The organism is Noviherbaspirillum saxi (assembly GCF_003591035.1).
Taxonomy (GTDB): Bacteria; Pseudomonadota; Gammaproteobacteria; order Burkholderiales; family Burkholderiaceae_D; genus Noviherbaspirillum; species Noviherbaspirillum saxi.
Map to the genome: position 1 here is coordinate 1,217,576 of NZ_QYUO01000001.1, position 22,117 is coordinate 1,239,692.

Here is a 22,117-nt window from a genome sequence, read left to right on the forward strand (position 1 = left end):
CTGCCAGGCGTTTATCTCGGACGATAACCCAGCCGCCGTGACAGTTGTTCCGCGTGCGCCTGGGTCGCCCGGGCGATCCCGCCTTCCCAGCTTTCATCGATATGCGCGGCCGACCCCACCACGGTCAGCGCAAAACGCATGCATCCGTCCTGGTCGAACACCGGGGCGGAAAAAGCGTTGAATCCGGCTAGCAGCCGTTCGGCCGCGCGCGTTGTTCCGGCAGGACGCACTGCGGTCGGGTCTAGATGGCCAATGACGCGCGCCATGCCATGTTGCCGGGTTTCTTCAAGCAATGGCTCCAGCGCCTTGCGCGACTGCGGCGCATCGAGCTTTTCGCTACGGTTTAACGCCAGCTCCGCACGCAACAAGGTTTCGGTTTCCGCAGCCGGCATGAAGGCGGCAAAACACAAGCCGCTGGCGGTGTAGGTCATCGGCATCACGCTGCCGATCTGCAGATTGATCGTGATCGGCCGCCGCGATTGCAGCAGCCGTATATAGGTCGGCCCGAAATTTCCCCATGTCGCCAGCGCCACGGTTTCGCTGGTTGCATCACGCAGCGCGGCCATGATTTCATCGGCCAGCTTTACCGCATCCAACCGTCCGAGCGCGACCAGACCCAGTTCCAGTGCCATCGGCCCCAGATCGTAGAGTCCGGTGGCGGCATCCTGACGCACAAGTCCCACCCGGATCAGACTGACCAGGTAGCGATGGGCTTTGGCCGCCGGCATTGCCGCTGTTTTTGCCAGGCCCGACAAGGGAATCGGGCCGGCAGCGCCGGCAAGGGCAGCCAGCAGTGGGGCGGCCACCTCGATGGATTGAATGCCCTGCCGGGTAGAGGCTTCCTTGTCGTCATCGTCGGCGATCGGGTTCACGGTGCTTTTCATACAATGCTAGAATGCGAAAAATTACGAAATAGTGAATTGATTTAATAATGCGTAATTAGTGTAAGGCAAATCGTGGCGCACGGCTGATTCAGCTTAGGCCGCGCCGCCGACTTTCCGAAAGCATCGCAACAATACCGCCGACAGCCAGTTCGGCATAAAGGAGACCCATGCGTACCCCAACACTCGTCAAGTTCGTCTTCGGCACCATGCTGGTCGCCGCCAGCGCCTTTGTCCAGGCGCAGTCCTATCCCGCCAAGCCGGTGCGCTGGCTCGTGCCTTATCCGCCGGGCGGCGGTTCCGATGCGATTGCACGCACCATAGGCGCACAGTTGTCGAAGCAGGTCGGCCAGCCGGTGGTGATCGAGAACAAGCCGGGCGCAGGTACCATCATCGGTGCGGAAACGGCCGCACGTTCGGCCGCCGACGGCTATACGATTTTTTCCGGCGACAATGGCTCCTATGTTTTCAATAGCGCGCTGTACAAGAAGCTACCTTACGACCCGCAAAAGGACTTTGCGCCGATTTCGCTGATCGCACGCTTCCCGCTGCTACTGGTGGCCAATCCTTCGGCCGGCTTCAAGGATGCGAAAGATTTGATCGGCAAGATCAAGGCTGCGCCCGGCAAGTACAACTATGCGTCGGTCGGCGCCGGCAGTCCGCATCACCTCGCGATGGAAATGTTCAAGCAGCGCACCGGGGCCTTCATCGTGCACATCCCTTACCGTGGAGCGGGTCCGGCGGTGCAGGATGTGCTGGCCGGACAAGTACCGATGATGATCCTCGATCTGGCTACCGCGCTGCCGCATATCAAGAGCGGCAAACTCACTGCGCTGGCAGTAGCTTCGGGTAACCGGTTGGCCTTGCAGCCCGATGTGCCGACCCTGAAGGAACTGGGTTACAGCGATCTGGAAATGTATGCATGGCAGGGAATCGCAGTACCCGCCGCAACACCGAAAGATATCGTCGCCCGCCTCAACACCGAAGTGACCAAGGCGCTCGCCGCGCCGGAGGTCAGCAAGCGCCTGACCGACCTTGGTATCGAACCGCTATCCGGCACACCCGAACAGATGGCTTCCTATATCAAGAGCGAAACCGTGCGCTGGCATGCGCTGATCAAGGAACGCGGCATCACGCTCGACTGAAACAAACCAGGACGGGAATACGGATGAAACTTGCGACTCTCAAAGACGGAAGCCGGGACGGCCAGCTGGCGGTCGTGTCACGCGATCTCAAGACCGCGCATCTGGCGGATGGCATTGCGTTGACCATGCAGCGCGCGCTCGACGACTGGTCGTTCATCGCGCCGCAGCTGGAACAGTTGTATGAACAGCTCAACGAAGGCAAGGCCCGGCGCAGCTTCGATTTCGATCCCAAGCGTTGCATGGCGCCGCTGCCGCGCGCCTTCCAGTGGGCCGACGGTTCTGCTTATGTCAATCACGTTGAACTGGTGCGCAAGGCGCGCAATGCCGACATGCCGGAATCCTTCTGGCACGACCCGCTGATGTACCAGGGCGGCTCCGACGATTTCATCGGTCCGATGGACGACATCGTGCTGGCATCGGAAGAGTGGGGCATCGATTTCGAAGGCGAGATCGCTGTCATTACCGATGATGTTCCGATGGGATCGACGCCGGCGCAGGCGGCATCGCATATCAAGCTGCTGATGCTGGTCAACGATGTATCGCTGCGCAACCTGATTCCGGCGGAACTGGCGAAGGGCTTCGGATTTTTCCAGTCCAAGCCGGCATCGAGTTTTTCGCCGGTGGCGGTGACGCCCGACGAATTAGGTTCCTCCTGGCAGGATGGCAAGGTGGACCTGTCTTTGCGCACGACCTGGAACGGGGCATTGGTTGGCCAGCCGAACGCGGGTACCGATATGGTGTTCAGCTTTCCGCAATTGATTGCGCATCTTGCCAAGACGCGCAATGCGCGTGCCGGTTCCATTATCGGTTCCGGTACCGTGTCGAACAAGGATTCGGCCAAAGGCTATACCTGCATCGCTGAAAAACGTTGCCTGGAAATGATTGCCAACGGCGAAGCAAAAACGCCCTTCATGAAGTTCGGCGACACGATCAGGATCGAGATGCTGGATGCCAATGGCAAATCGATCTTCGGCGCCATCAACCAGCAGCTGGTGCAAGCGACTGCGCCGAAGGCGCGATAGAAGCGTAATGCGTGCGGTAGGATTGGAAAAAGACCTGTTTCACCGACACGGAATTGTGCTGTCATAATCTGTTTTTACGATTGCCGTTCCCGGTCCGACTTCAGGAGAAACCTATGCTTAGCCTGTTCCCCGCATGGCCGTTGATGCTTGCCTTCCTGTTTGCCAGTCTAGCGCTGGCATTGACACCTGGTCCTGCGGTCATCTACGTGGTAACAAGAACGCTGGCGCAAGGACGGCGTGCCGGTATCGCTTCGGTCGCAGGCGTTGCGTTGGGAAATTTCGGTAATGCAGTCGGCGCCGCTATCGGCCTGGCGGCCCTGTTTGCGATTTCTTCCATCGCATTCAGCGTCGTCAAATATGCCGGTGCCGCTTACCTGATCTATCTCGGCATCAAGGCTCTGCGCGCGCCTGATGCGCAAGCAGTCGAGCAACGCTTCGGCGCTGCGCGCATCGGACGGGTCTTCCGTGACGGATTCGTTGTCGCACTGCTCAATCCCAAGACCACTATTTTCTTTGCCGCTTTCCTGCCGCAGTTCATGGACCCGTCTGCGCCGGTGATCGGGCAAAGCATTGTGCTGGGTGCGGTATTCGTGGCGATTGCCGCGACGACCGATTGCTTTTATGTGTTCGCCGCCGGCGCAATTGCACCGATGCTGGGCCGCATGCGGGGCGCCAATGTCGTCGGACGTTATGTGACGGCTGGCGCTTTCATCGGGCTTGGGGTGTTTACCGCTGCGGTCGGTGGCCGTTCGGCAAAGTAGATGGCCTCGCCGTTGAGCGAACGAACATGAAAAAGCCCGGCCAGCATCGCTGACCGGGCTTTTTGTCGATGCGACCGACTCAGGCTGCCAGACGCGATGCGGTTGTGACCTTGCAACCGTCAAGCAGGAAGGCAAGGCTGATCACCAGGACCAGTTCGCCTTCCGCGGAGCGGGCGGTGCCATTTACGCCCGGAACGGCAAGCGCCGTCAGCGGCTTGATCACCAGGTCGGCGGTGCCATCGACCGCTTCCACCGCCAGGATGTAAGGCTGCGGCGCGGCGATGACGATGCCGACCTTTTCCTTGCACTGTTCATAGCCGAGAATGCCTGCCAGCGAGCGTACCGCCAATGGCCGCCCCTGATCGCGCAACACCGGCGCACCGCCGACTTCGGAAAATGACTCCGGCAATTCCACCACGCGCTGCACCACTGCCATCGGCATTGCCAGCGCCGCACCGGCGGTACGTACCAACATTGTCGGAACGATCGACAACTCGATAGGCAGGCGGATCGTGAAGCGTGTTCCTTCGCCCAGTACGGAGTCGATACGGATCGCGCCGCGATGCTTTTCCACGGCGGTCTTCACGACGTCCATGCCGACGCCGCGTCCGGACACGCTGGAAGCGACTTCCTTGGTCGAAAAACCGGGCAGGAAGATCAGTTGCAGCGATTCTTCTGTGGTCTGTGCAGCGTTGTCGCTGATCAAGCCTTTTGCCAGCGCCTTGGTGCGCAGCTTGACCGGATCCATGCCCTTGCCGTCGTCCGAAATCTCGATCATGACACTGCTGCCTTCCTGCCATGCTTTCAGCAGGATGGTGGCCTTTGCCGGCTTGGCAGTGGCTCCGCGTTCGTCGGCGGTTTCGATGCCATGGTCGAGCGCATTGCGCAGCATGTGCACCAGCGGATCGTACAGACTGTCAACCACGACGCGGTCGACTTCGGTCTCGGCGCCTTCGATGACCAGATCGACATCCTTGCCCAGATCCTTGGCCAGTTCGCGCACCAGGCGCGGGAATTTCTGGAACAGGCGTCCGACCGGCTGCATGCGTGTCGACAGGGTCGCGCGCTGCAATTCGGTGGAGTAGCGCGAGGCGCGGCTGAGCGTTTCCTGCAGCGTTGCCATCAGCGCGGCGGCCTGGCCATCGAACTTGAATTGCGTCAGTTTTTCGAGCAGCACGCTGGCCTGGTTTGCGGCCTGCACCGATTCGCCTGCAACTTCGAGCAAGGCATCCAGCTTGACCGCATCGATACGGATGCTGTCTTCCTTCACCTGTGCGGTGATGGGGCGGATGTTTTCGTCGGGAGCGGGCTTGGCCAGCGGTGTAACGTTGGCTGGCGCGCTGGCCGCCAGTACGGTAGCGGTCGGCGCATCGGGCAGGGTGCCGGCAGGGACCACGGCACGGTAGAGCGCTTCCCAATCCAGGCCGTCGGGCGAGGTCGTTATAGCCGCGGCGCTTGCAACAGGCGCTTCGGGAACCAGGGCAGCGGGAGCGGCAGGCACTGGTGCAGGCTCAGCGGCCTTGCCTTCGATCGCCTGAGTGAGAATATCTTCAAGCGCCGCAGGCATCGCCGGCAAGGCATCCGGAGAGGCGCCATTGGCCAGCTGCTTGAGCTGGTCGCCGACGAATCCGCTTGCCTGCAGCCCGGCTTCGATCGCGGTCGGCGTGACCGGCACCTGACCGGTACGCAAGCCGTCGAACAGGTTCTCCGTCAGGTGGCACGCCGACACGATGGCCGGCAGGTTCATGAATCCGGCGCCGCCCTTGATCGTATGGAAGGAGCGGAACAGCGCATTCAGCGTATCAGTGTCGTTGGGATGCCGCTCCAGGGAGAGCAGGTGCTCCTCAACGTTCGTCGCCAGGTCAAGCGCCTCGACAACGAATTCCTTGAGCATGTCGTCCATCAGAACCCCAAATCAGCAAGCAAGCTGTCCACATCATCCTGGGCCATGGCTGCGCCGGGCGCTGCGGGGCCCGACATCAATTCCACCGGTTTGCTTTCGGCGGCAGCCATCGCGGCTTTCACTTCCGGCGGTGCATTGTCGCGCAGCAGCTGCGCCAGTTCTTTTTCCGCAGTGCTGGTGATGTGGACGATTTTCTTGATCAGCTGGCCGGTGATGTCCTGGAAATCCTGCGCCATCATGATATCGAGCAGGCGTGCCTTCTCGGTTTCGGTGGCATCCATCACGACAGTGGCAAACTGGCGCGAATCGCCGGCCAGCGCCTTGAATTCGTCGATGCTGAGCTTGCCGTCGAACAGCATGGCCCAGCGGGTTTCCATGTCCTTGGCCTTCTTGGACAAGGCTTCCTGTTCGGGAAGGCAGGTGTCGACCGTGTTGAGCACCTTGTTGGCCGCCTGTTCGGTCAGCGCGGCGACATGCTCCAGCCGTCCTTGGGCGTCGGTGATCTGGCTGGCGACATCCGACAGCGAACGGTCGTAGCCCAGTTCGCGCAGCGAGTCGTGCAGCATGCGCACGATGCCGCCGAGGCGCTCATACATACCCTTGTCCGACTGGTCTTCAGGGGCCTCGGATGCATTGTCGACCACCTCGGCGACGGGTTCTTCGCCATCATCTTCCATCACTTCCGGCGCGGATTCCGCCGGGACCACTGTTTCCACGGTTTCCACGCGTTGCGCGGCTACTTCGTCAAACAGTGCTTCAAGATCATCTGCAGCGTCGCTCATGTCGGTACTTCCCTTTGTTCGTAGTCAGCCTGTTATCGGTGTCGGTCAAAAGCTGGTTGCAGTGCACGGACTTGCGCAACTCACCACGCCTTAGCCGCACACCCTGTAAAAGACGCTTCAGCGGAGATGCGCCTGCGATACCTGCAGGCGTGCGATACCCAGCTATTCTTCAATACGATTATCAGTCACGAATTTCTTCTGCGCAACACGAACTTGCAGCGCGCACAAATGCGCGGCCGTAAACTGTTGCGATGAGGTTCCGTCAAGACAGAATCCACGCTATATGCTTGTTAAAAGATCAATGGTCGCTTGGCACAAAGGATGACCCGGCGTTGCAAACGCATCGCAGATCGTCAGGTGATTCAGTCCAGGGAGGGGAACGGCGGCGCGGTGCGCAGGCTTCCAGGCGTTTTCAAGCAGTTCCGTCTGGCGCCTGAACTCGTCCGATTCCAGCGCGCCATAGGCGGTAATGAAGGGCGCAGGATGCGGCTGAGGCATCAGGACCGGCGACAACGGGGCAACGTCCTGTTCGGTCAACTTGAGGTCGACATTGACAAACTCCGCATGCCGCACCGGTTCCAGGTCGTACAGTCCCGACATCAGCACGCCGCCCTTGATCAGGTCGGCCGGCAGGTCGCTGCCATAGACAGTCCAGTGCGCGGCCATCATCATTGCAGCCAGGTGCGCGCCGGCCGAATGACCCGCCACCACGATGCGGCGCGGATCGAAATCGTATTTGTCGGCGTTGCGGTATAGCCATGCCACCGCGCGCAGTTGCTGACACACGATCTCGGCGATCGACGCATGCGGCGCCAAGGTATAGTTGGTCAGCGCGACATTGAAGCCGGCGCGGGTAAAGGCCGGCGCCATGAAAGAAAAATCGGATTTGTCGAGCGAGCGCCACCAGCCGCCATGAATGAATACCAGCAGCGGCGCATCGCTGCGGCTCGCCGGAAAAAAGTCCAGACGTTCGCCGCTGGATTCGCCAAAGGCCAGATCGAACAGTGCAGCATGCGAGCGGCGCACCTGCATCGAGTCTTTCAGCCAGCGTGTGAAAATATAAGGGTGGTCGGGAATGGAGGCACGGGCGTTGTATTGCTGGTTGTAGTATTCGGCTTTGTTTTTCATAAATGACGCGTGAAGGGCAGGGCAAATGCCTAGTCTACTGTCTATTCATCGATATGGCCCGCCCGGCTTGCCGAATTGACTCCGTTCGGCGCGCACCTTACACTGCCTGCATTCTGGTGCCCGCAGCCGCAGTCGCGACTGCAGTTAAACGGGAAACACGCTGCTCCCTGGAGTACAACGTGTGCTGCCCCCGCAACGGTAAGCAAGCGTTATGACGGAAGCCGCAAGGCGACTGCCTGACAGACGGTCCCTCGTACCACTGTGCAGTCTGCATGGGAAGGTCGACCGGTTCATCTTGCCAGCCCGGATACCGGCCGGAATGGTTGGCGGACAGTTGTTCAGTTCGCCGGCGCAGTGCATGCAGACGGGGTTTTCTGCTGTCCCGACCTTCCTATATAAATCACATGCCTATTCCATCTGTCGAACCGACGGTCAATGCTGCGCTATCCACGCTGCTTGAAGCCGCCATCAACAACAAGACCAAGCCGCCGGGCAGTCTTGGCGAACTCGAATCGCTGGCGCACCGGATCGGATTGATTCAGCGTACGGTACATCCGCGTATCGTGGCGCCCGCCGTCATCGTATTCGCCGGCGACCATGGCATCACTGCCGAAAACGTGTCTCCGTATCCGCAAAGCGTCACCTGGCAGATGGTGGAGAATTTTCTTGCCGACGGCGCCGCGATCAATGTGTTCGCGCGTCAGAATGGCTGCGCCTTGCATGTGGTCGATGCCGGCGTCAACCACGATTTCGGTATACGTGACGGGCTGCTGGATCGAAAGATAGGCCGCGGGACGCGCAACTTCGCGCAGCAGCCCGCGATGAGTCATGATGAATGCATGCTTGCGATCGAGCGCGGCGCTGCGTTGGTCGGACGGCTGGACGGCAACGTGATCGGTTTCGGCGAAATGGGAATCGGCAATACGACCGCTGCCGCAGCATTGATGCACAAGATGACCGGCGCGCCGCTCAGCCAATGCGTGGGTGCGGGCGCCGGCCTCTCGGCCGATGGCGTTGCACATAAATTGCAAGTCCTCGAACGTGCGGTTGCGCTGCATGAGCATGCCAGCGAAGCAATCGATGTGCTGACCACCTTCGGCGGGTATGAGATCGCCATGATGGTAGGCGCCATGCTGGCCGCTGCCGAGAAGCACATGGTGTTGATGATTGACGGATTCATTGTCACCAGCGCCTTGCTGGTGGCGGCGAAACTGCAGCCGGCGATACTCGACTACTGTGTGTTCTCGCATTGTTCCGATGAACGCGGACACCGGCTGATGCTCGCGCATCTTGGCGCGCGTCCCTTGCTGCAGCTGGGATTGCGTCTGGGCGAGGGCAGCGGCTGCGCGCTGGCGTTGCCGCTGGTGCATGCAGCGGTCAATTTTCTCAATCGCATGGCGACCTTCGAATCTGCGCAGGTCAGCGGCAAGGAGCGCTAGGCGCCATGCATCAGCTCAGGCTGTTTTTCACCGCGCTGCAATTCTTCACGCGCCTGCCGATTCCGCGCTGGGTCGGATTCGAGCCGGAATGGCTGCATCATGCAAGCCGGTATTTCCCTGCAGTGGGCATCGTGGTCGGTGCGGTCACTGCCAGCGTCTATGCACTGGCGAGCCTGTGGCTGCCGCCCCTCGTCGCGGTCATGTTGTCGACGATTGCGGGCATTTACCTGACCGGCGCGTTTCATGAGGACGGTTTCGCCGATACCTGCGACGGGATGGGCGGCGGCATGACGCGCGAACGGGTGCTGGAGATCATGACCGATTCGCGCATCGGCGCTTACGGTGCGATCGGTATCGTGCTGATACTGGGCCTGAAATCTGCAACGCTCGCGCAATTGCCTCCACAGGCGGCTATCGCTGCACTGTTGCTGGGGCATCCACTGTCGCGCCTGGCAGCCAGTGCCTTGATATGGAAGCTCGCCTATGTCAAAGGCGAGGGCAAGGCAAAGCCTCTGGCGCAAGGCATGACACACGGGGAGTTTCTTGTTGCGGTCCTGTCGACGGCCGTACCGGTGGCGGTCTTGCTGACACTAGGCTGGCTGAACCTGCAAGCCTTGCTTGCTGCCCTTGCGGCGGTAGTCCTTGTCACTCTTTGGCTTGCGCGCAAATTCGTTCGCCGTCTCGGCGGCTACACCGGTGATTGTCTTGGCGCAGTCCAGCAGGTCGCTGAAGTCGTCTGCTACCTTGCCGTCCTGGCAGCCGCACACTGAAATGCGTTTGTATCTGATCCGTCATGGCAAGCCCGAGGTTGAGCCTGGCGTCTGTTATGGCAGCACCGATCTCCGTGTATCGGAGCCTGAACATGCACGCGTGCTGGCGTCGCTATTACCCGCACTGCCGCATGGCCTACCGGTCTATTGCAGTCCGCTGCAACGCTGTCGCGCATTGGCGGTCGCCATCGCCGACGCAAATGGCAGTGCTAATGCGATCGTCGACCCGCGTCTCGCAGAGATGGATTTCGGCGCCTGGGAAATGCGCCCCTGGCAAAACATTTCTCAAGCCGAAGTCGACGCTTGGGCTGCCGATGTCGTCCATTACCGTCCCGGCGGCGGCGAAACCGTGCTTGAAGTGGCGACGCGCGTCCGCGACTTTCATGAAAGCTTGCGTGCGCAATCAGTGCAGACAGCGATCGTCGTTTGCCATGCGGGAAGCTTGCGCCTGCTTAGCCAATGTCCACACTACGGTTCTGTTGCTGAAGTGGCGCGCCATGCCGCTGCTGTGATGCATGATATTGGTTACGGGACACTCTCTATCCTTGATTGTCAGTAAGGCAAGTTCCGGTTTGGCCGGCACGAGAAATTCTGTTTGCGGCTAGTCCTCAAGCGCTTACGCTTGTTGTCGGCGTGTACTGCAAGCTTTACAATAGCCGGGTTTTGGTGCCCGCCTGCATATTCATGCAGGCAGTTAAACGGGAAACACGATGCTTTTCGGAGTACAACGTGTGCTGCCCCCGCAACGGTAAGCAAGCGTCATGACGGAAGCCGCAAGGCGACTATCTGACAGACGGTCCCTCGTACCACTGTGCAGTCTGCATGGGAAGGTCGACCGGTTCATCTTGCCAGCCCGGATACCGGCCAGAACAGGTGGAAGCATGCGGACGGGGACCGTCGCAACGCAGGTTGACCGGCACATCGATCGTGCACGGCAACCTCTTTCGACATACACGTCCAGTTCGAATGCTTTCTTTCAATCCGGCCTGCGGGGAAGCGGGCGATTGGCTATTCACTGGAATCACATCATGTCTTCATCCGTATCCCTGGCCGCTCAGGCAGCAGGCAAGCCCTTGGTCATGGCGCTCGCCATTTGCTCCGCGTTTTCCGCATCGTCGCTCGCAACTGCTCAAGAAAAACAACTTGAATCCGTAGTCGTCACCGTGTCGAGGATGCCGAAGATTGCGACTGAAGTACTCAGCGACTATGCAATCATTACCTCGGACGACATTGCCAAGTCCGGTCACAAGTCGCTGGTCGATTTGCTGCAACGCCAGCGCGGCCTCGAAGTCGTGCGCAATGGAGGCCCTGGTGCGTCTTCTTCGGTTTTTCTGCGCGGGACAGACAACAAACAGAATATTGTCCTGATCGATGGGGTGCGCGTAGGTTCTTCCACCAGCGGCGGTGCAACCTGGTCATCCATTCCCTTGTCGCAGATCGACAGGGTCGAAATCGTGTACGGCCCGGCAAGCACCATGTATGGCGCCGATGCGGTCGGCGGTGTGATCCAGATCTTCACCAAGCAGGGCGATGGGCCTCCTGCACCGACCGTGTCGGCCGGATTCGGCAGTCACAATACCTACAAGCTCGAAGCGGGCGTGTCGGGATCGCATGAAGGCTTCCGTTATGCGCTGCGCGCATCGCATGACGAATCGGACGGCTTTTCGGCGACCAAGCCCGGCGCATTCGGTTTCAATCCGGATCGCGACGGCTTCGATAACGACAGCGTGAGCGGACAACTCGGTTTGCAGCTTGCGAAAGGCCATGATATCGGTCTGACTTTTCTGCATAGCGATCTCAAGAACCGGTTCGACAATAGCGCGACCTTCGACGACCGCAGCAGCACGAAGCTGGCTTCCTATGGCGTCTACAGCAAGAACCAGATCCTGCCGAACTGGACCAGCCAGGTGCAGGTATCACAATCGCAGGATCGTGTCGTATCGAACATGCGCTCCGGTCGCACCTTGTTCGATACCACCCAGACGCATGTTAGCTGGCAAAATAATTTCACAGTGTTCGGCACCGATATCCTGCAATTGATCGCCGAGCATCGCAGGGAAGAAGTCGACTCCACCACCCGGGAGCTGATAGGTGCGCGCACCACCGAATCGCTGGCCGCCGCCTATCAATTGAAGCGTGGCGCTCACCTGGCTGCCGCAGGTATTCGCTACGACGACAATTCGCAGTTCGGTTCCAAAACCACCGGCAACTTGTCCTACGGCTACCGTCTGACAGGCGCATTGCGGGCCAGCGCCAGCGTCGCGACCAGCTTCCGCGCGCCGACCTTCAACGACTTGTATTTCCCGGGTTTCGGCATTGCAAGCAACCGTCCGGAGAAGGGCAGAAATGCCGAGATCGGCTTGTACTACGATAACGGCAAGTCGCAGTACAGCGCCGTGTATTACCGCAACCGACTGTCCGACATGCTGGTCAATACCACCGTCTGTCCGATCGAGCAAGCGACCCATCCATTCGGCTGCGCGTACAACGTCAACAAGGCATTGCTGACAGGCTTGAGTTTCAATGCCGCCGTACCACTGGGTGATTTCAAGCTGCGCGGTGCGTTCGATCTGCAGGATCCGAAGGACGAGACGACCGGACGGCAACTTGCCCGCCGCTCCAAAAAACATGGCACCCTTGGGCTGGAATACGGCCTCGGCAAGCTGACCACGGGAAGCGAAGTCGTGTTCTCTGGCCACCGTTTCGACGATACCAACAACCGCAATCGCCTGGGCGGCTACGGCTTGGTCAACCTGTACGCGCACTATGATTTCGCGCCAGGCTGGTCGGTGTTCGGACGCTGGGAAAATGTGTTCGACAAGGAATATGAACTGGCGAGAACCTACAACACGGTCGGTTCCAGCGTCTTTGTCGGAATCCGTTACGGCATACGTTAAGCAACGGGAGCAACGTGCATAGCAGCGCTATTTCACTGCCGTCCTTTCGCGAGCGCCGCCGCGCGGTGACGATCTTGTCTGCGCTGGCCGCGGCCGGCGCCGCAACCATACTGTTCGCCTGCGCCATCGGTTCTGTATCGCTGTCAGTGCCCGAACTGTTCGGGGCATTGGCCGACATCCTGGCCGGTCGGCCGGCGTCACTCGCGGCAACCCTGCTTGAATTGCGATTGGGCCGTGCCTTGTCCGCTTTCGTGACCGGGGCGACACTCGCACTGGCCGGCGTCATGATGCAGGCCTTGCTGCGCAATCCGCTTGCCGATCCCTATGTGCTCGGGGTGTCAGGCGGTGCGGCGGTTGGCGCGCTGGCCGCCATCCTGTTCATGGCCGCTGCATGGATGGTGGACCTGGCCGCATTCGCCGGCGCGATCGCGGTCGCCTTCCTTTTGTTGATTCTTGCCTATCGCGACCTGCGCGGCAGCGGAGGCGACAGCAATGCGCCCATGCTGCTGCTGACCGGCGTCATCGTGGCTGCCGGTTGCAGCGCGCTCGTCACGCTCATGTTGTCGATCGCACCCGACAACCGGCTGCGCGGGATGGTGTTCTGGCTGATCGGCGATTTGTCGGCCACGCAATTGCGCGGGCTGCCGTGGCTGATCTGGGCTATCGCGCTGGTTTTCGCGGTGCGTGTGGCGCGCGCGGTGAATGTGATGGCCTTGCATGCGGAAGCGGCTGCCACCCTGGGCATTTCGGTGGCCAGGTTGCGTCAGGGCCTGTTCCTGTGCGCGGCGCTGCTGACTGCCAGCGCCGTCAGCAGCGCCGGCAGCATCGGCTTTGTCGGCCTGATCGTACCGCACGCATGCCGCTTTGCATGGGGGCCCGACCATCGGCTGCTGTTGCCGGCTGCAACCTTGGCCGGCGGCAGTTTCCTGGTCCTCGCCGATACGCTCGCGCGTACTATCATCGCGCCGCAGCAGTTGCCGGTCGGCGTCATCACGGCATTGATCGGCGTGCCGGTTTTCCTGGTGCAATTGCACCAGTTGCACAGGAAATAAGTGTATGCAGGCGAATCAACTTTCCTTGCACATCGGCGCGCGCAAGCTGGTCATTGGATTGAACTGGCAAGTAGAGACCGGACAGTGCTGGTGCGTCATCGGGCGCAACGGCGCTGGCAAAAGTACCTTGCTGCGCACGCTGGTCGGGATGCGTCCCCCCGATAGCGGAAACGTCAGCATCAAGGGACGTTCTCTTGCCGACTGGCCATTGAACGCGCTGGCGCGCGAACGGGCTTATCTGGCGCAGGGCCGTAACGATGCCTTCGGCTATCGTGCCATCGAAACCGTGCTGGCGGCGCGTCATCCTTATCAGGACGATCGTTACTGGGATGCGGAAGACGATTACCGTGTTGCGATGACTGCATTGCGTGCACTGGATGTCGCCGAACTAGCGGAACGCGACGTACGTACGCTGTCCGGCGGCGAGCGCCAGCGGGTAGCCATCGCGGCGACGCTGGCGCAGGACGCGCCGCTCCTGTTGCTTGATGAACCCGCCAGCGCGCTCGATCTGGCGCACCAGGTCGGTGTCATGGAATTGCTGTCCCGGCTGTGCCGGGCCGAGCAAAAGGCGGTGATCCTGGTCAGCCATGACCTTAATCTCGCGCATAGCGTGGCAACCCATGCGTTGTTGCTGATGGGCGATGGCACCTGGCAGGCGGGACCGGTCAACGAGGTGATGACTGCAGAACGCTTAAGCCATTGCCTCGGCTATCCGATCGATATCGTCCGGCACGGCAAACGCAGCATCTTTATTCCAGCGGAGAACACGCATCATGAGTGATGACATCAACGAGCGCCATCGCGTGCGCATGCAGCGCAAAAAGGAAGTGGTCGATCAAAAGATCGATGCGGCCAAGCGCGACGCCGGCGTGCTGCTGGTGAATACCGGCAATGGCAAGGGGAAAAGTTCCAGCGCCTTCGGCATGGCGATCCGCGCGCTCGGCCATGGCATGAAAGTCGGCGTCGTGCAATTCATCAAGGGCGCCAAGTCGACCGGGGAAGAGTTGTTCTTGCAGCGCTTCCCCGACGAAGTCAGTTTCCATGCGATGGGCGACGGCTATACCTGGGAAACGCAGAATCGCGAGCGCGACATTGCCAGCGCCGAGCGGGCCTGGGAAAAGGCAAAGAGCTTTTTATCCGACCCTGCCATCGGATTCGTCGTACTTGACGAGTTGAATATCGCATTGAAGTACAAATACCTGGATGTGCAGCAAGTGATCGCCGACCTGCAGGCCCGTCCGGTCATGCAGCATGTCGTCGTCACCGGCCGCGCGGCGCCGCTCGAACTGATTGCCGTTGCCGATACTGTGACGGAAATGCAGCCTGTCAAGCATGCATTCGCCGCAGGTATCGCGGCGCAAGCCGGCGTTGAATGGTAAAGCCATGACGACAGCTCCCGCTTCTGCACGTGTCGTGCTGATCTCGGCCATTGCGTCCGGCCAGGGAAAAACCACGGTGACGGCGGCGCTCGCCCGCAAGCTGCGCCAGCAGGGCAAGCGCGTACGCGTGTTCAAGACCGGACCCGATTTTCTCGATCCGATGATGCTGGAGCGGGCTTCCGGTCATCCCGTGTACTCGCTTGACTTGTGGATGGTGGGTCATGCAGCCAGCCGCAGATTGCTGGCGCGGGCGGCCGCCGAGGCCGATGCGATCCTGATCGAAGGCGTCATGGGCTTGTACGACGGCACGCCCTCATCCGCTGATCTTGCCGGAGCCTTCAATGTGCCGGTGCTGGCGGTGCTCGATGCGTCGGCCATGGCGCAGACTGCCGGTGCCGTGGTGCACGGCTTGCGAGACTATGGGCCGGTGGACCTGGCCGGCGTTATCGCCAATCGCGTCGGCAGTGCGCGTCATGCGCAAATGATAGATGAAGCGATGCGTGATATCCCTTTGCTGGGCACGCTCGCGCGCCAGGAGAAGTCCCTGCCCGAGCGGCATCTTGGTCTGGTGCAGGCCGATGAGGTGAGCGATCTGGAGTCGTTGCTCGATGGCTTGGCCGGGCAGCTGGACATGCCTGAACATGCATGGGATCTTTTTCCCGTCACCACGCTTGCGTATGATCCGCAGGACGAGACGATCGAACCTGTGCTGAAAGGCAAGACGATAGCGATCGCGCGCGACGCCGCATTTGCTTTCCTGTATCCGGCGAACATCGATTGCCTGCAGGCGTTGGGCGCACAGTGCGTCTTCTTTTCGCCGCTGGCTAATGAAGCCATACCGCCGCACGCCGATGGCGTCTATCTGCCGGGCGGCTATCCTGAGCTGCATGGACAAGCCTTGGCGGATGCGACTCAATGGCAGCAATCGATATTGCAGGCACATGCCGCGCAAGTTCCCATTCTGGCCGAGTGCGGCGGCATGATGGCCTTGGCCGATGAGTTGACCGGACTCGATGGCGCAACCTGGCCCATGGCCGGTGTGTTGCCGGGCCGCGTGAGCATGCAAAAGCGTCTTGCTGCATTGGGACCGCAGGCCTGGGCGACTGAACACGGCGAATTGCGCGGACATGCGTTTCACTATTCCTCTCTTGATTCCTCGCTCGCGCCGGCTGCGTATGCGATCAAGCATTCGACCGGTACGCAGGGTGAAGCGATCTATCGCCTCGGTTCACTGACCGCATCTTACTTTCATGCCTATTTTCCCTCCTGTCCTGAGGCGGTAGCCGGCGTGTTCAATGGGCAGGAAAGAACATGACAGCGACTCTTGTGATTGGCGGCGCACGTTCGGGCAAGAGCGCGCATGCGGAAGCGCTGGCAGCATCCAGCGGTAAAAAGGTGGTCTACCTTGCGACTGCGCACGCGCGCGACGCCGAGATGGCTGCGCGTATTGCACTGCATCGACAGCGCCGGCAGGCCGACTGGATAAGTGTCGAAGAGCCGCTTGCCCTCGGCGCCGCGATTGCGCGATGGGGCGCACCGGACTGTGTGGTGCTGGTCGACTGCCTGACCGTATGGTTATCCAATCTGCTGTTTTCAGAGCAGCGAGATTACCCCGACGTCGGCGTCATCATGCCGCCTCCGGCGTTTTCCCGTGAACGGCAAGCCTTGCTCGAGTCACTGGAGCAGGCAGGCGGCGACGTGATCCTCGTATCCAATGAAGTCGGCATGGGGATCGTTCCGCAAGGCGCGATCTCGCGCTGGTTTGTCGATGAAGCAGGGCGGCTGAACCAGGCCGTTGCCGTGCGATGCGATTGTGCGGTGCTCATGGTTGCCGGATTGCCCATGCAGCTGAAGGGTGCCGCATGATGACCGGCATGTCTGCGTTGGCATTGGCCTTGCTGATGGCGGCAGGTGTCGCCCTCGACTGGCTGCTCGGCGAAGCGCGACGCTTCCATCCATTGGTCGGCTTCGGCAAGCTCGCGGTGACCATCGAGCGTGCGCTCAATCATGGCAACGGACGCTATGCAAGAGGTATTCTCGCCTGGTGTGCAGCCGTACTGCCGTTGGTGGCCGGCTCCATTGTGCTGATTCATTTCGCGGCGCAAATCCATATCCTCTTCGCAGCCGCAATCCATGCGACGTTGTTATACCTCTGCATAGGCTTGCGCAGCTTGCGCGACCATATGCTTCCGATTGCCACCGCCTTATCCAATGCCGATCTGCCGCTTGCGCGCATGCTGACCTCGCGCATCGTCAGTCGCGATACGGTGCGAGCTGAAGAAGGCGACCTCGCCAAGGCTGCGGTCGAGTCGACACTGGAAAACGGCAATGACGCGGTATTCGGCACGTTGTTCTGGTTCGCCGTCGCCGGCGGCCCGGGTGCATTGCTGTTTCGCCTTGCCAATACACTCGACGCGATGTGGGGTTACCGTAATGAACGCTTTTTTGCCTTCGGCTGGATGGCCGCGCGTACCGATGATGCCTTGAACTGGATTCCTGCACGGCTCACCGCCTTGTCGTATCTGTTGTTGGGTGACGCGCGGCGCGCATGCCAATGCTGGAGGACGCAGGCCGCTGCATGGCCGAGTCCCAATGCAGGTCCGGTGATGTCGGCGGGCGCGGGCGCGCTCGGACTCGCACTCGGAGGTGCGGCCGAATATGACGGTGCGATCGAAACTCGCCCGCCGCTCGGTGCCGGGCACGCGCCCCGGAGCGGCGACATTGCGCGCGCATGGAGCCTGGTGGCGCGCACGACGGTGTTGTGGCTGATCGTATTCATGGTGCTTGCGGTACTTGCAGTGCTGGCGGAAAGGATGCCTGATGCTTGAACACGGCGGCAATCTGCGCGAAGCAGCGTTACGTTTCGGACGGCCGGAAAGCGAGTGGCTGGATCTGTCGACCGGTATCAATCCGGTCGGTTATCCGGTGCCCACAATCGCGGCCGATGCCTGGCATCGGTTGCCGCAAGCTAGCGATACCTTGCTCGCTGCCGCCCGCACCTACTACGGCGCGCCGCACCTGCTGCCGGTCGCGGGTACGCAGGCGGCCATTCAAGCCTTGCCGCGCATAAGGAAACAATCGAAAGTCGTGCTGTCGGCGCCATCGTATGCGGAACACGCGCATTGCTGGCGACAGGCCGGACATACGGTGCAGGAAATCGCCTATGACCATCTTGCAGCTCATATCGACCAAGCCGACGTGATGGTCATCTGCAACCCCAACAACCCGACAGGCGCGACTATCGCCCCCGGCATGCTGCTCGACTGGGCCGGTCGCCTGGCTGCACGAGACGGTTGGCTGGTGGTCGATGAAGCATTCGGCGACACCGTGCCGAAAAACAGTGTGGCATGCCATACGCACCGTCAGGGATTGATCGTATTGCGCTCCATCGGAAAATTTTTCGGCCTGGCCGGCTTGCGGCTGGGGTTTGTCGCAGCCGATCATGCTTTGTTGCACAGGCTAGCCGACTGGATAGGACCATGGACCGTCAGCGGGCCGGCACAGGACATCGGCTGTGCCGCCTTGTCGGATCGCCAGTGGCAACAAGAAGTGCAATCGAAGCTGATACGGTCAGGCGACCGTCTGCACCGTCTGCTGGCCGAGTATGGGATCGACGCTAACGGGACCGCGCTGTTTCAATGGTGGCCCGAAGAGCAGCCAGAAGTCTTTGCTCATCATATGGCCGAGCGCGGGATCTGGGTACGTTTGTTCGCGCGGCAGGCGCGCGGCATACGCCTGGGTCTTCCGGGAGATGAAGCGGGTTGGCTCCGGCTGATGCAAGCCTTGGAGGCATGGAAAAGGAATACACAATGATCGGAAAACTTTGCCGGAAGTACATGGTGCGCATGGCACTCATCGCGCTGGCAGTGCAAGCCATGCCGGCGCAAGCGGTGATCAGCATACACGACGATGCGGGCGACCTGGTCACGCTGGCACAGCCGGCGCGACGCGTGATTTCGCTGTCGCCGCATGTGACCGAAATGTTGTTCGCCGCCGGCGGCGCGGCTCGCATTGTCGGCACCGTCAACTACAGTGATTATCCGCCCGAGGCGAAAACCATTCCGCGCGTCGGCGACAACCGCGCGGTCGATGTCGAACGCCTGCTTTCCCTCAAACCCGATCTGCTGGTGGTATGGCGCCACAATGCCTCGTCACGCCAGATGGAGCAGTTGCGGCGCCTCGGCATCCCGTTGTTTTACAGCGAGCCGCACAAGCTCGACGACATCCCCAGATCCGTTGTCCGGCTCGGTCAGTTGATGGGCACCGAACAGCAGGCGCAACAAAGCGCGGGAGCATTGCAGCGCCAGCTCGACGGCCTGGTGTCGCGCTACCGCAACCGTCCTCTGGTGCGCGTGTTTTACCAGGTCTGGGACAAGCCGCTCTACACGCTGAATGAAAAGCACATCATCAGCGATGCGATCCGTATTTGTGGCGGAGAAAACATCTTTGCCGCCTTGCCGATGGCCGCGCCCAGCATTACCCAGGAAGCTGTGCTCAAGGAAAACCCCGAAGTCATCGTCAGCGGCGACCGCAATGACCAGCCCGTCAGCGGAATCGAGATCTGGAAGCAATATCCCTCCATGCTGGCCGTCAAGCGTGGCAACCTGTTCGCCATCGATGGCAACCTGATCAATCGCTCCGGCCCGCGCATTATTGAAGGCGCCACCGAATTATGCGCACGCCTGGAACAGGCGAGAAGCCGCCGGGGAGCGGGGCAATGAGCAACTATCGTCGCATCGCCTGTCTGAGTACCGAAGCAGTCGAAACGCTGTATGCGCTCGGCGCCGAAGAGCTGGTCGCCGGCATTTCCGGCTTTACCGTGAGGCCCGCGCGTGCACGCGCCGAAAAACCGAAAATCAGCGGCTTTTCCTCTTCGCGCATCGAACGCATTCTTGCGGTCGAACCGGATCTGGTGATCGGTTTTTCCAACATGCAGGCCGACATCTGCCGCGAACTCGCAGCGGCGGGCGTTGAAGTGCATCTGTTCAATCAGCGCGATCTCGCCGGTATCCTGCGCATGGTCCGCGTTGTGGCGGCGTTGGTTGATCGGGTAGAAACTGGCGAGCGATTGGTCGTTGAATTGCAGTCACATATCGATGCCGTCGCAAGGAAGGCAAGCGTGCATGCAAAGCGCCCCAAGGTGTATTTCGAGGAATGGAACGAGCCGCTCATCAGCGGCATAGGATGGGTGTCCGAGATGATCGCCATTGCCGGCGGCGAGGACGTGTTCGCCGACCTGGCAGCGCATTCCAGCGCCAAGCAACGCATCATCGCCGATGCCAATGAAGTCGTGCGCCGCGCGCCTGATATCATCATCGGTTCGTGGTGCGGCAAGAAGTTTCGTGCCGAAACCGTTTGCACGCGCGATGGCTGGAATGCGATTCCCGCAGTACGCAACGGCATGGTTGTCGAAATCAAGTCGGCCGACATCCTGTCGCCCGGACCATCGGCCATCACCGAAGGCCTGACACAACTCGCCGACCTGATCGGCCGCTGGCATCAGGAACAGACATGAATCTCTTTTCGACATTGATGGTGCAGGGCACGACCTCCGATGCCGGCAAGAGTACGTTGGTCGCTGCGCTATGCCGGTTGCTCGCGCGCGACGGCATCAAGGTCGTACCTTTCAAGCCGCAAAACATGGCGCTCAATAGCGCGGTGACGACGGATGGCGGTGAGATCGGCCGGGCTCAGGCATTGCAGGCGCAGGCCGCCGGCCTTCAGCCGCACACCGACATGAATCCCGTATTGCTCAAGCCATCGAGCGACACCGGCGCGCAAGTCATCATCCACGGCCAGGTGCGCGCCGACATGAATGCGCGCGACTATCATCAATACAAGACGATCGCGATGCAGGCGGTGCTCGAATCGCATCGCCGCTTGAGTGCGCAGTATCAGTCCGTCATCGTCGAAGGCGCGGGCAGTCCCGCAGAGATCAATCTGCGCGACCGCGACATCGCGAACATGGGTTTTGCCGAGGCAGTCGACTGTCCGGTGATCCTGATCGCTGACATCGACCGGGGTGGCGTATTCGCTCATATCGTTGGTACTCTGTCGTGCCTGTCGGAGAGCGAGCGCAAGCGCATTGTCGGATTTGTCATCAACCGGTTTCGCGGCGATATCAGCCTGTTGCAACCAGGTCTTGACTGGCTGGAAGGGGAAACCGGCAAACCGGTGCTCGCGGTACTGCCTTATCTGCATGGTCTGTATCTGGATGCAGAGGATGCGGTAAAGCCCGAGCAAAGCGAGCAGGGCGGCTTCCGCGTCGTGGTGCCGGTCATTCCGCGCATCAGCAACCATACCGATTTCGATGCCTTGCGCGCGCAGCCTGACGTCGATTTGCGCTTCGTCGGGCCGGGGCAGCCAATTCCGCCGGCCGACCTGATCGTTTTGCCCGGCAGCAAGAACACCCGCGCGGATCTTGAATGGCTGATTGGCAATGGCTGGCAGGATGCCCTGCGCAAGCATGTGCGCTACGGCGGCAAGGTGATCGGCATCTGTGGCGGCTATCAAATGCTCGGCCGTACCGTGAGCGATCCGCATGGCGTTGAAGGTGCGCCGGGCACGACAGCAGGGTTGGGCCTGCTTGACGTCGACACCGAAATCACGCAAGCCAAGCGGCTGGCAAGGGTGCAGGGGCGATGCATATTCGCCGATGCAGAGGTAAGCGGCTATGAAATCCATATGGGCCGGTCCGACGGCCCGGCGATGGCAAGGCCGGCGTTTGAAATCGATGGCCGTACGGAGGGCGCAAGATCGGATGATGATCTGGTGCTGGGTACCTATTTGCACGGTGTGTTCGATGCGCCGCAAGCGATGCATGCCTTGCTGTCGTGGGCGGGGCTGAAGAATGTCAAGCCGGTCGACCTGGCTGCATTGCGCGAGCAAAGTATCGACCGGATTGCGGATGCGGCGCTGCCTTTGTACAAGGCTTTGCAGGAGCGCGCGGGGTAAAAAA

The 22,117-nt window shown here is 60.7% G+C and carries 21 protein-coding genes and 2 riboswitches; of the genes, 17 read left to right on the forward strand and 4 right to left on the reverse strand.

The window, feature by feature from the left end:
* Positions 1-11 precede the first annotated feature (11 nt).
* Positions 12-872 (reverse strand): IclR family transcriptional regulator, encoded by an 861-nt coding sequence (locus tag D3871_RS05830; RefSeq protein ID WP_233575522.1) that lies wholly within the window; start codon positions 870-872, stop codon positions 12-14.
* Positions 873-1,051: 179 nt separating this feature from the next.
* Here D3871_RS05830 and D3871_RS05835 point away from each other — a divergent pair, with 179 nt between their 5' ends.
* The 3 genes from D3871_RS05835 to D3871_RS05845 all read left to right on the forward strand — a co-directional run bounded on the left by D3871_RS05835 (position 1,052) and on the right by D3871_RS05845 (position 3,809).
* Complete coding sequence (locus tag D3871_RS05835) at positions 1,052-2,026, forward strand: Bug family tripartite tricarboxylate transporter substrate binding protein (RefSeq protein ID WP_119768031.1); 975 nt, start codon at positions 1,052-1,054, stop codon at positions 2,024-2,026.
* A gap of 23 nt (positions 2,027-2,049) precedes the next feature.
* Complete coding sequence (locus D3871_RS05840) at positions 2,050-3,048, forward strand: fumarylacetoacetate hydrolase family protein (protein WP_119768032.1); 999 nt, start codon at positions 2,050-2,052, stop codon at positions 3,046-3,048.
* Positions 3,049-3,161: 113 nt separating this feature from the next.
* Complete coding sequence (locus tag D3871_RS05845) at positions 3,162-3,809, forward strand: LysE family translocator (protein WP_119768033.1); 648 nt, start codon at positions 3,162-3,164, stop codon at positions 3,807-3,809.
* Between the two features lie 79 nt (positions 3,810-3,888).
* Here the strand turns inward: D3871_RS05845 and D3871_RS05850 are convergent, their stop codons facing one another.
* The 3 genes from D3871_RS05850 to D3871_RS05860 all read right to left on the reverse strand — a co-directional run bounded on the left by D3871_RS05850 (position 3,889) and on the right by D3871_RS05860 (position 7,622).
* Positions 3,889-5,712, reverse strand: a complete 1,824-nt coding sequence (locus D3871_RS05850; RefSeq protein WP_119768034.1) for a chemotaxis protein CheA — start codon at positions 5,710-5,712, stop codon at positions 3,889-3,891.
* Positions 5,712-6,494, reverse strand: coding sequence for a protein phosphatase CheZ (locus tag D3871_RS05855; protein ID WP_119768035.1), 783 nt, complete (start codon positions 6,492-6,494; stop codon positions 5,712-5,714). The genes D3871_RS05850 and D3871_RS05855 overlap by 1 nt, the downstream gene beginning before the upstream one ends.
* A gap of 279 nt (positions 6,495-6,773) precedes the next feature.
* Positions 6,774-7,622 carry an alpha/beta hydrolase gene (locus D3871_RS05860; RefSeq protein WP_119768036.1) on the reverse strand — a complete coding sequence of 283 codons (849 nt, stop codon included), beginning with the start codon at positions 7,620-7,622 and terminating at the stop codon, positions 6,774-6,776.
* A 97-nt stretch (positions 7,623-7,719) separates the two neighbouring features.
* Positions 7,720-7,955: riboswitch (cobalamin riboswitch) on the forward strand.
* A 71-nt stretch (positions 7,956-8,026) separates the two neighbouring features.
* On the opposite strand from D3871_RS05860, the gene cobT reads away from it, so the two are divergent.
* The 14 genes from cobT to D3871_RS05930 all read left to right on the forward strand — a co-directional run bounded on the left by cobT (position 8,027) and on the right by D3871_RS05930 (position 22,113).
* Entirely contained in the window at positions 8,027-9,061 is a 1,035-nt protein-coding gene (gene cobT, locus D3871_RS05865) for a nicotinate-nucleotide--dimethylbenzimidazole phosphoribosyltransferase (protein WP_119768037.1), read from the forward strand.
* 5 nt (positions 9,062-9,066) lie between these two features.
* Positions 9,067-9,831 carry an adenosylcobinamide-GDP ribazoletransferase gene (locus D3871_RS05870; RefSeq protein ID WP_119768038.1) on the forward strand — a complete coding sequence of 255 codons (765 nt, stop codon included), beginning with the start codon at positions 9,067-9,069 and terminating at the stop codon, positions 9,829-9,831.
* A 1-nt stretch (position 9,832) separates the two neighbouring features.
* Positions 9,833-10,390 carry a histidine phosphatase family protein gene (locus D3871_RS05875; protein ID WP_119768039.1) on the forward strand — a complete coding sequence of 186 codons (558 nt, stop codon included), beginning with the start codon at positions 9,833-9,835 and terminating at the stop codon, positions 10,388-10,390.
* Between the two features lie 88 nt (positions 10,391-10,478).
* A riboswitch (cobalamin riboswitch) is annotated at positions 10,479-10,714 on the forward strand.
* Between the two features lie 145 nt (positions 10,715-10,859).
* A complete protein-coding gene (locus tag D3871_RS05880; protein WP_119768040.1) occupies positions 10,860-12,728 on the forward strand; it encodes a TonB-dependent receptor domain-containing protein in 1,869 nt (622 codons plus the stop codon).
* A gap of 14 nt (positions 12,729-12,742) precedes the next feature.
* Positions 12,743-13,780: a FecCD family ABC transporter permease gene (locus D3871_RS05885; protein WP_233575523.1), complete on the forward strand. Its 1,038-nt coding sequence runs from the start codon at positions 12,743-12,745 to the stop codon at positions 13,778-13,780.
* A 4-nt stretch (positions 13,781-13,784) separates the two neighbouring features.
* Entirely contained in the window at positions 13,785-14,561 is a 777-nt protein-coding gene (locus D3871_RS05890; RefSeq protein WP_119768041.1) for an ABC transporter ATP-binding protein, read from the forward strand.
* A complete protein-coding gene (gene cobO / locus D3871_RS05895; protein ID WP_119768042.1) occupies positions 14,554-15,159 on the forward strand; it encodes a cob(I)yrinic acid a,c-diamide adenosyltransferase in 606 nt (201 codons plus the stop codon). Before D3871_RS05890 ends, cobO begins: the two co-directional genes overlap by 8 nt.
* Before the next feature lie 4 nt (positions 15,160-15,163).
* Positions 15,164-16,474 (forward strand): cobyrinic acid a,c-diamide synthase CobB, encoded by a 1,311-nt coding sequence (locus D3871_RS05900; protein WP_119769921.1) that lies wholly within the window; start codon positions 15,164-15,166, stop codon positions 16,472-16,474.
* The gene (gene cobU / locus D3871_RS05905; RefSeq protein WP_119768043.1) at positions 16,471-17,025 is read left to right on the forward strand and encodes a bifunctional adenosylcobinamide kinase/adenosylcobinamide-phosphate guanylyltransferase; all 555 of its coding nucleotides are present in this window, start codon (positions 16,471-16,473) and stop codon (positions 17,023-17,025) included. Before D3871_RS05900 ends, cobU begins: the two co-directional genes overlap by 4 nt.
* Positions 17,022-17,987 carry an adenosylcobinamide-phosphate synthase CbiB gene (gene cbiB, locus D3871_RS05910; RefSeq protein WP_119768044.1) on the forward strand — a complete coding sequence of 322 codons (966 nt, stop codon included), beginning with the start codon at positions 17,022-17,024 and terminating at the stop codon, positions 17,985-17,987. The genes cobU and cbiB overlap by 4 nt, the downstream gene beginning before the upstream one ends.
* Positions 17,980-18,972 (forward strand): threonine-phosphate decarboxylase CobD, encoded by a 993-nt coding sequence (gene cobD / locus D3871_RS05915; RefSeq protein WP_119768045.1) that lies wholly within the window; start codon positions 17,980-17,982, stop codon positions 18,970-18,972. Before cbiB ends, cobD begins: the two co-directional genes overlap by 8 nt.
* Positions 18,969-19,880 carry a cobalamin-binding protein gene (locus D3871_RS05920; protein ID WP_119768046.1) on the forward strand — a complete coding sequence of 304 codons (912 nt, stop codon included), beginning with the start codon at positions 18,969-18,971 and terminating at the stop codon, positions 19,878-19,880. Before cobD ends, D3871_RS05920 begins: the two co-directional genes overlap by 4 nt.
* Positions 19,877-20,674, forward strand: coding sequence for an ABC transporter substrate-binding protein (locus D3871_RS05925; RefSeq protein ID WP_119768047.1), 798 nt, complete (start codon positions 19,877-19,879; stop codon positions 20,672-20,674). The genes D3871_RS05920 and D3871_RS05925 overlap by 4 nt, the downstream gene beginning before the upstream one ends.
* Positions 20,671-22,113, forward strand: a complete 1,443-nt coding sequence (locus D3871_RS05930; RefSeq protein WP_233575524.1) for a cobyric acid synthase — start codon at positions 20,671-20,673, stop codon at positions 22,111-22,113. The genes D3871_RS05925 and D3871_RS05930 overlap by 4 nt, the downstream gene beginning before the upstream one ends.
* Positions 22,114-22,117 lie beyond the last annotated feature (4 nt).

Coding starts and splice junctions, on each gene's coding strand:
- D3871_RS05835 (WP_119768031.1), top strand. CDS start 1,052: ATGCGTACCCCAACACTCGTCAAGTTCGTCTTCGGCACCATGCTGGTC.
- D3871_RS05840 (WP_119768032.1), top strand. CDS start 2,050: ATGAAACTTGCGACTCTCAAAGACGGAAGCCGGGACGGCCAGCTGGCG.
- D3871_RS05845 (WP_119768033.1), top strand. CDS start 3,162: ATGCTTAGCCTGTTCCCCGCATGGCCGTTGATGCTTGCCTTCCTGTTT.
- D3871_RS05850 (WP_119768034.1), bottom strand. CDS start 5,712: ATGGACGACATGCTCAAGGAATTCGTTGTCGAGGCGCTTGACCTGGCG.
- D3871_RS05855 (WP_119768035.1), bottom strand. CDS start 6,494: ATGAGCGACGCTGCAGATGATCTTGAAGCACTGTTTGACGAAGTAGCC.
- D3871_RS05860 (WP_119768036.1), bottom strand. CDS start 7,622: ATGAAAAACAAAGCCGAATACTACAACCAGCAATACAACGCCCGTGCC.
- cobT (WP_119768037.1), top strand. CDS start 8,027: ATGCCTATTCCATCTGTCGAACCGACGGTCAATGCTGCGCTATCCACG.
- D3871_RS05870 (WP_119768038.1), top strand. CDS start 9,067: ATGCATCAGCTCAGGCTGTTTTTCACCGCGCTGCAATTCTTCACGCGC.
- D3871_RS05875 (WP_119768039.1), top strand. CDS start 9,833: ATGCGTTTGTATCTGATCCGTCATGGCAAGCCCGAGGTTGAGCCTGGC.
- D3871_RS05880 (WP_119768040.1), top strand. CDS start 10,860: ATGTCTTCATCCGTATCCCTGGCCGCTCAGGCAGCAGGCAAGCCCTTG.
- D3871_RS05890 (WP_119768041.1), top strand. CDS start 13,785: ATGCAGGCGAATCAACTTTCCTTGCACATCGGCGCGCGCAAGCTGGTC.
- cobO (WP_119768042.1), top strand. CDS start 14,554: ATGAGTGATGACATCAACGAGCGCCATCGCGTGCGCATGCAGCGCAAA.
- D3871_RS05900 (WP_119769921.1), top strand. CDS start 15,164: ATGACGACAGCTCCCGCTTCTGCACGTGTCGTGCTGATCTCGGCCATT.
- cobU (WP_119768043.1), top strand. CDS start 16,471: ATGACAGCGACTCTTGTGATTGGCGGCGCACGTTCGGGCAAGAGCGCG.
- cbiB (WP_119768044.1), top strand. CDS start 17,022: ATGATGACCGGCATGTCTGCGTTGGCATTGGCCTTGCTGATGGCGGCA.
- cobD (WP_119768045.1), top strand. CDS start 17,980: ATGCTTGAACACGGCGGCAATCTGCGCGAAGCAGCGTTACGTTTCGGA.
- D3871_RS05920 (WP_119768046.1), top strand. CDS start 18,969: ATGATCGGAAAACTTTGCCGGAAGTACATGGTGCGCATGGCACTCATC.
- D3871_RS05925 (WP_119768047.1), top strand. CDS start 19,877: ATGAGCAACTATCGTCGCATCGCCTGTCTGAGTACCGAAGCAGTCGAA.
- D3871_RS05930 (WP_233575524.1), top strand. CDS start 20,671: ATGAATCTCTTTTCGACATTGATGGTGCAGGGCACGACCTCCGATGCC.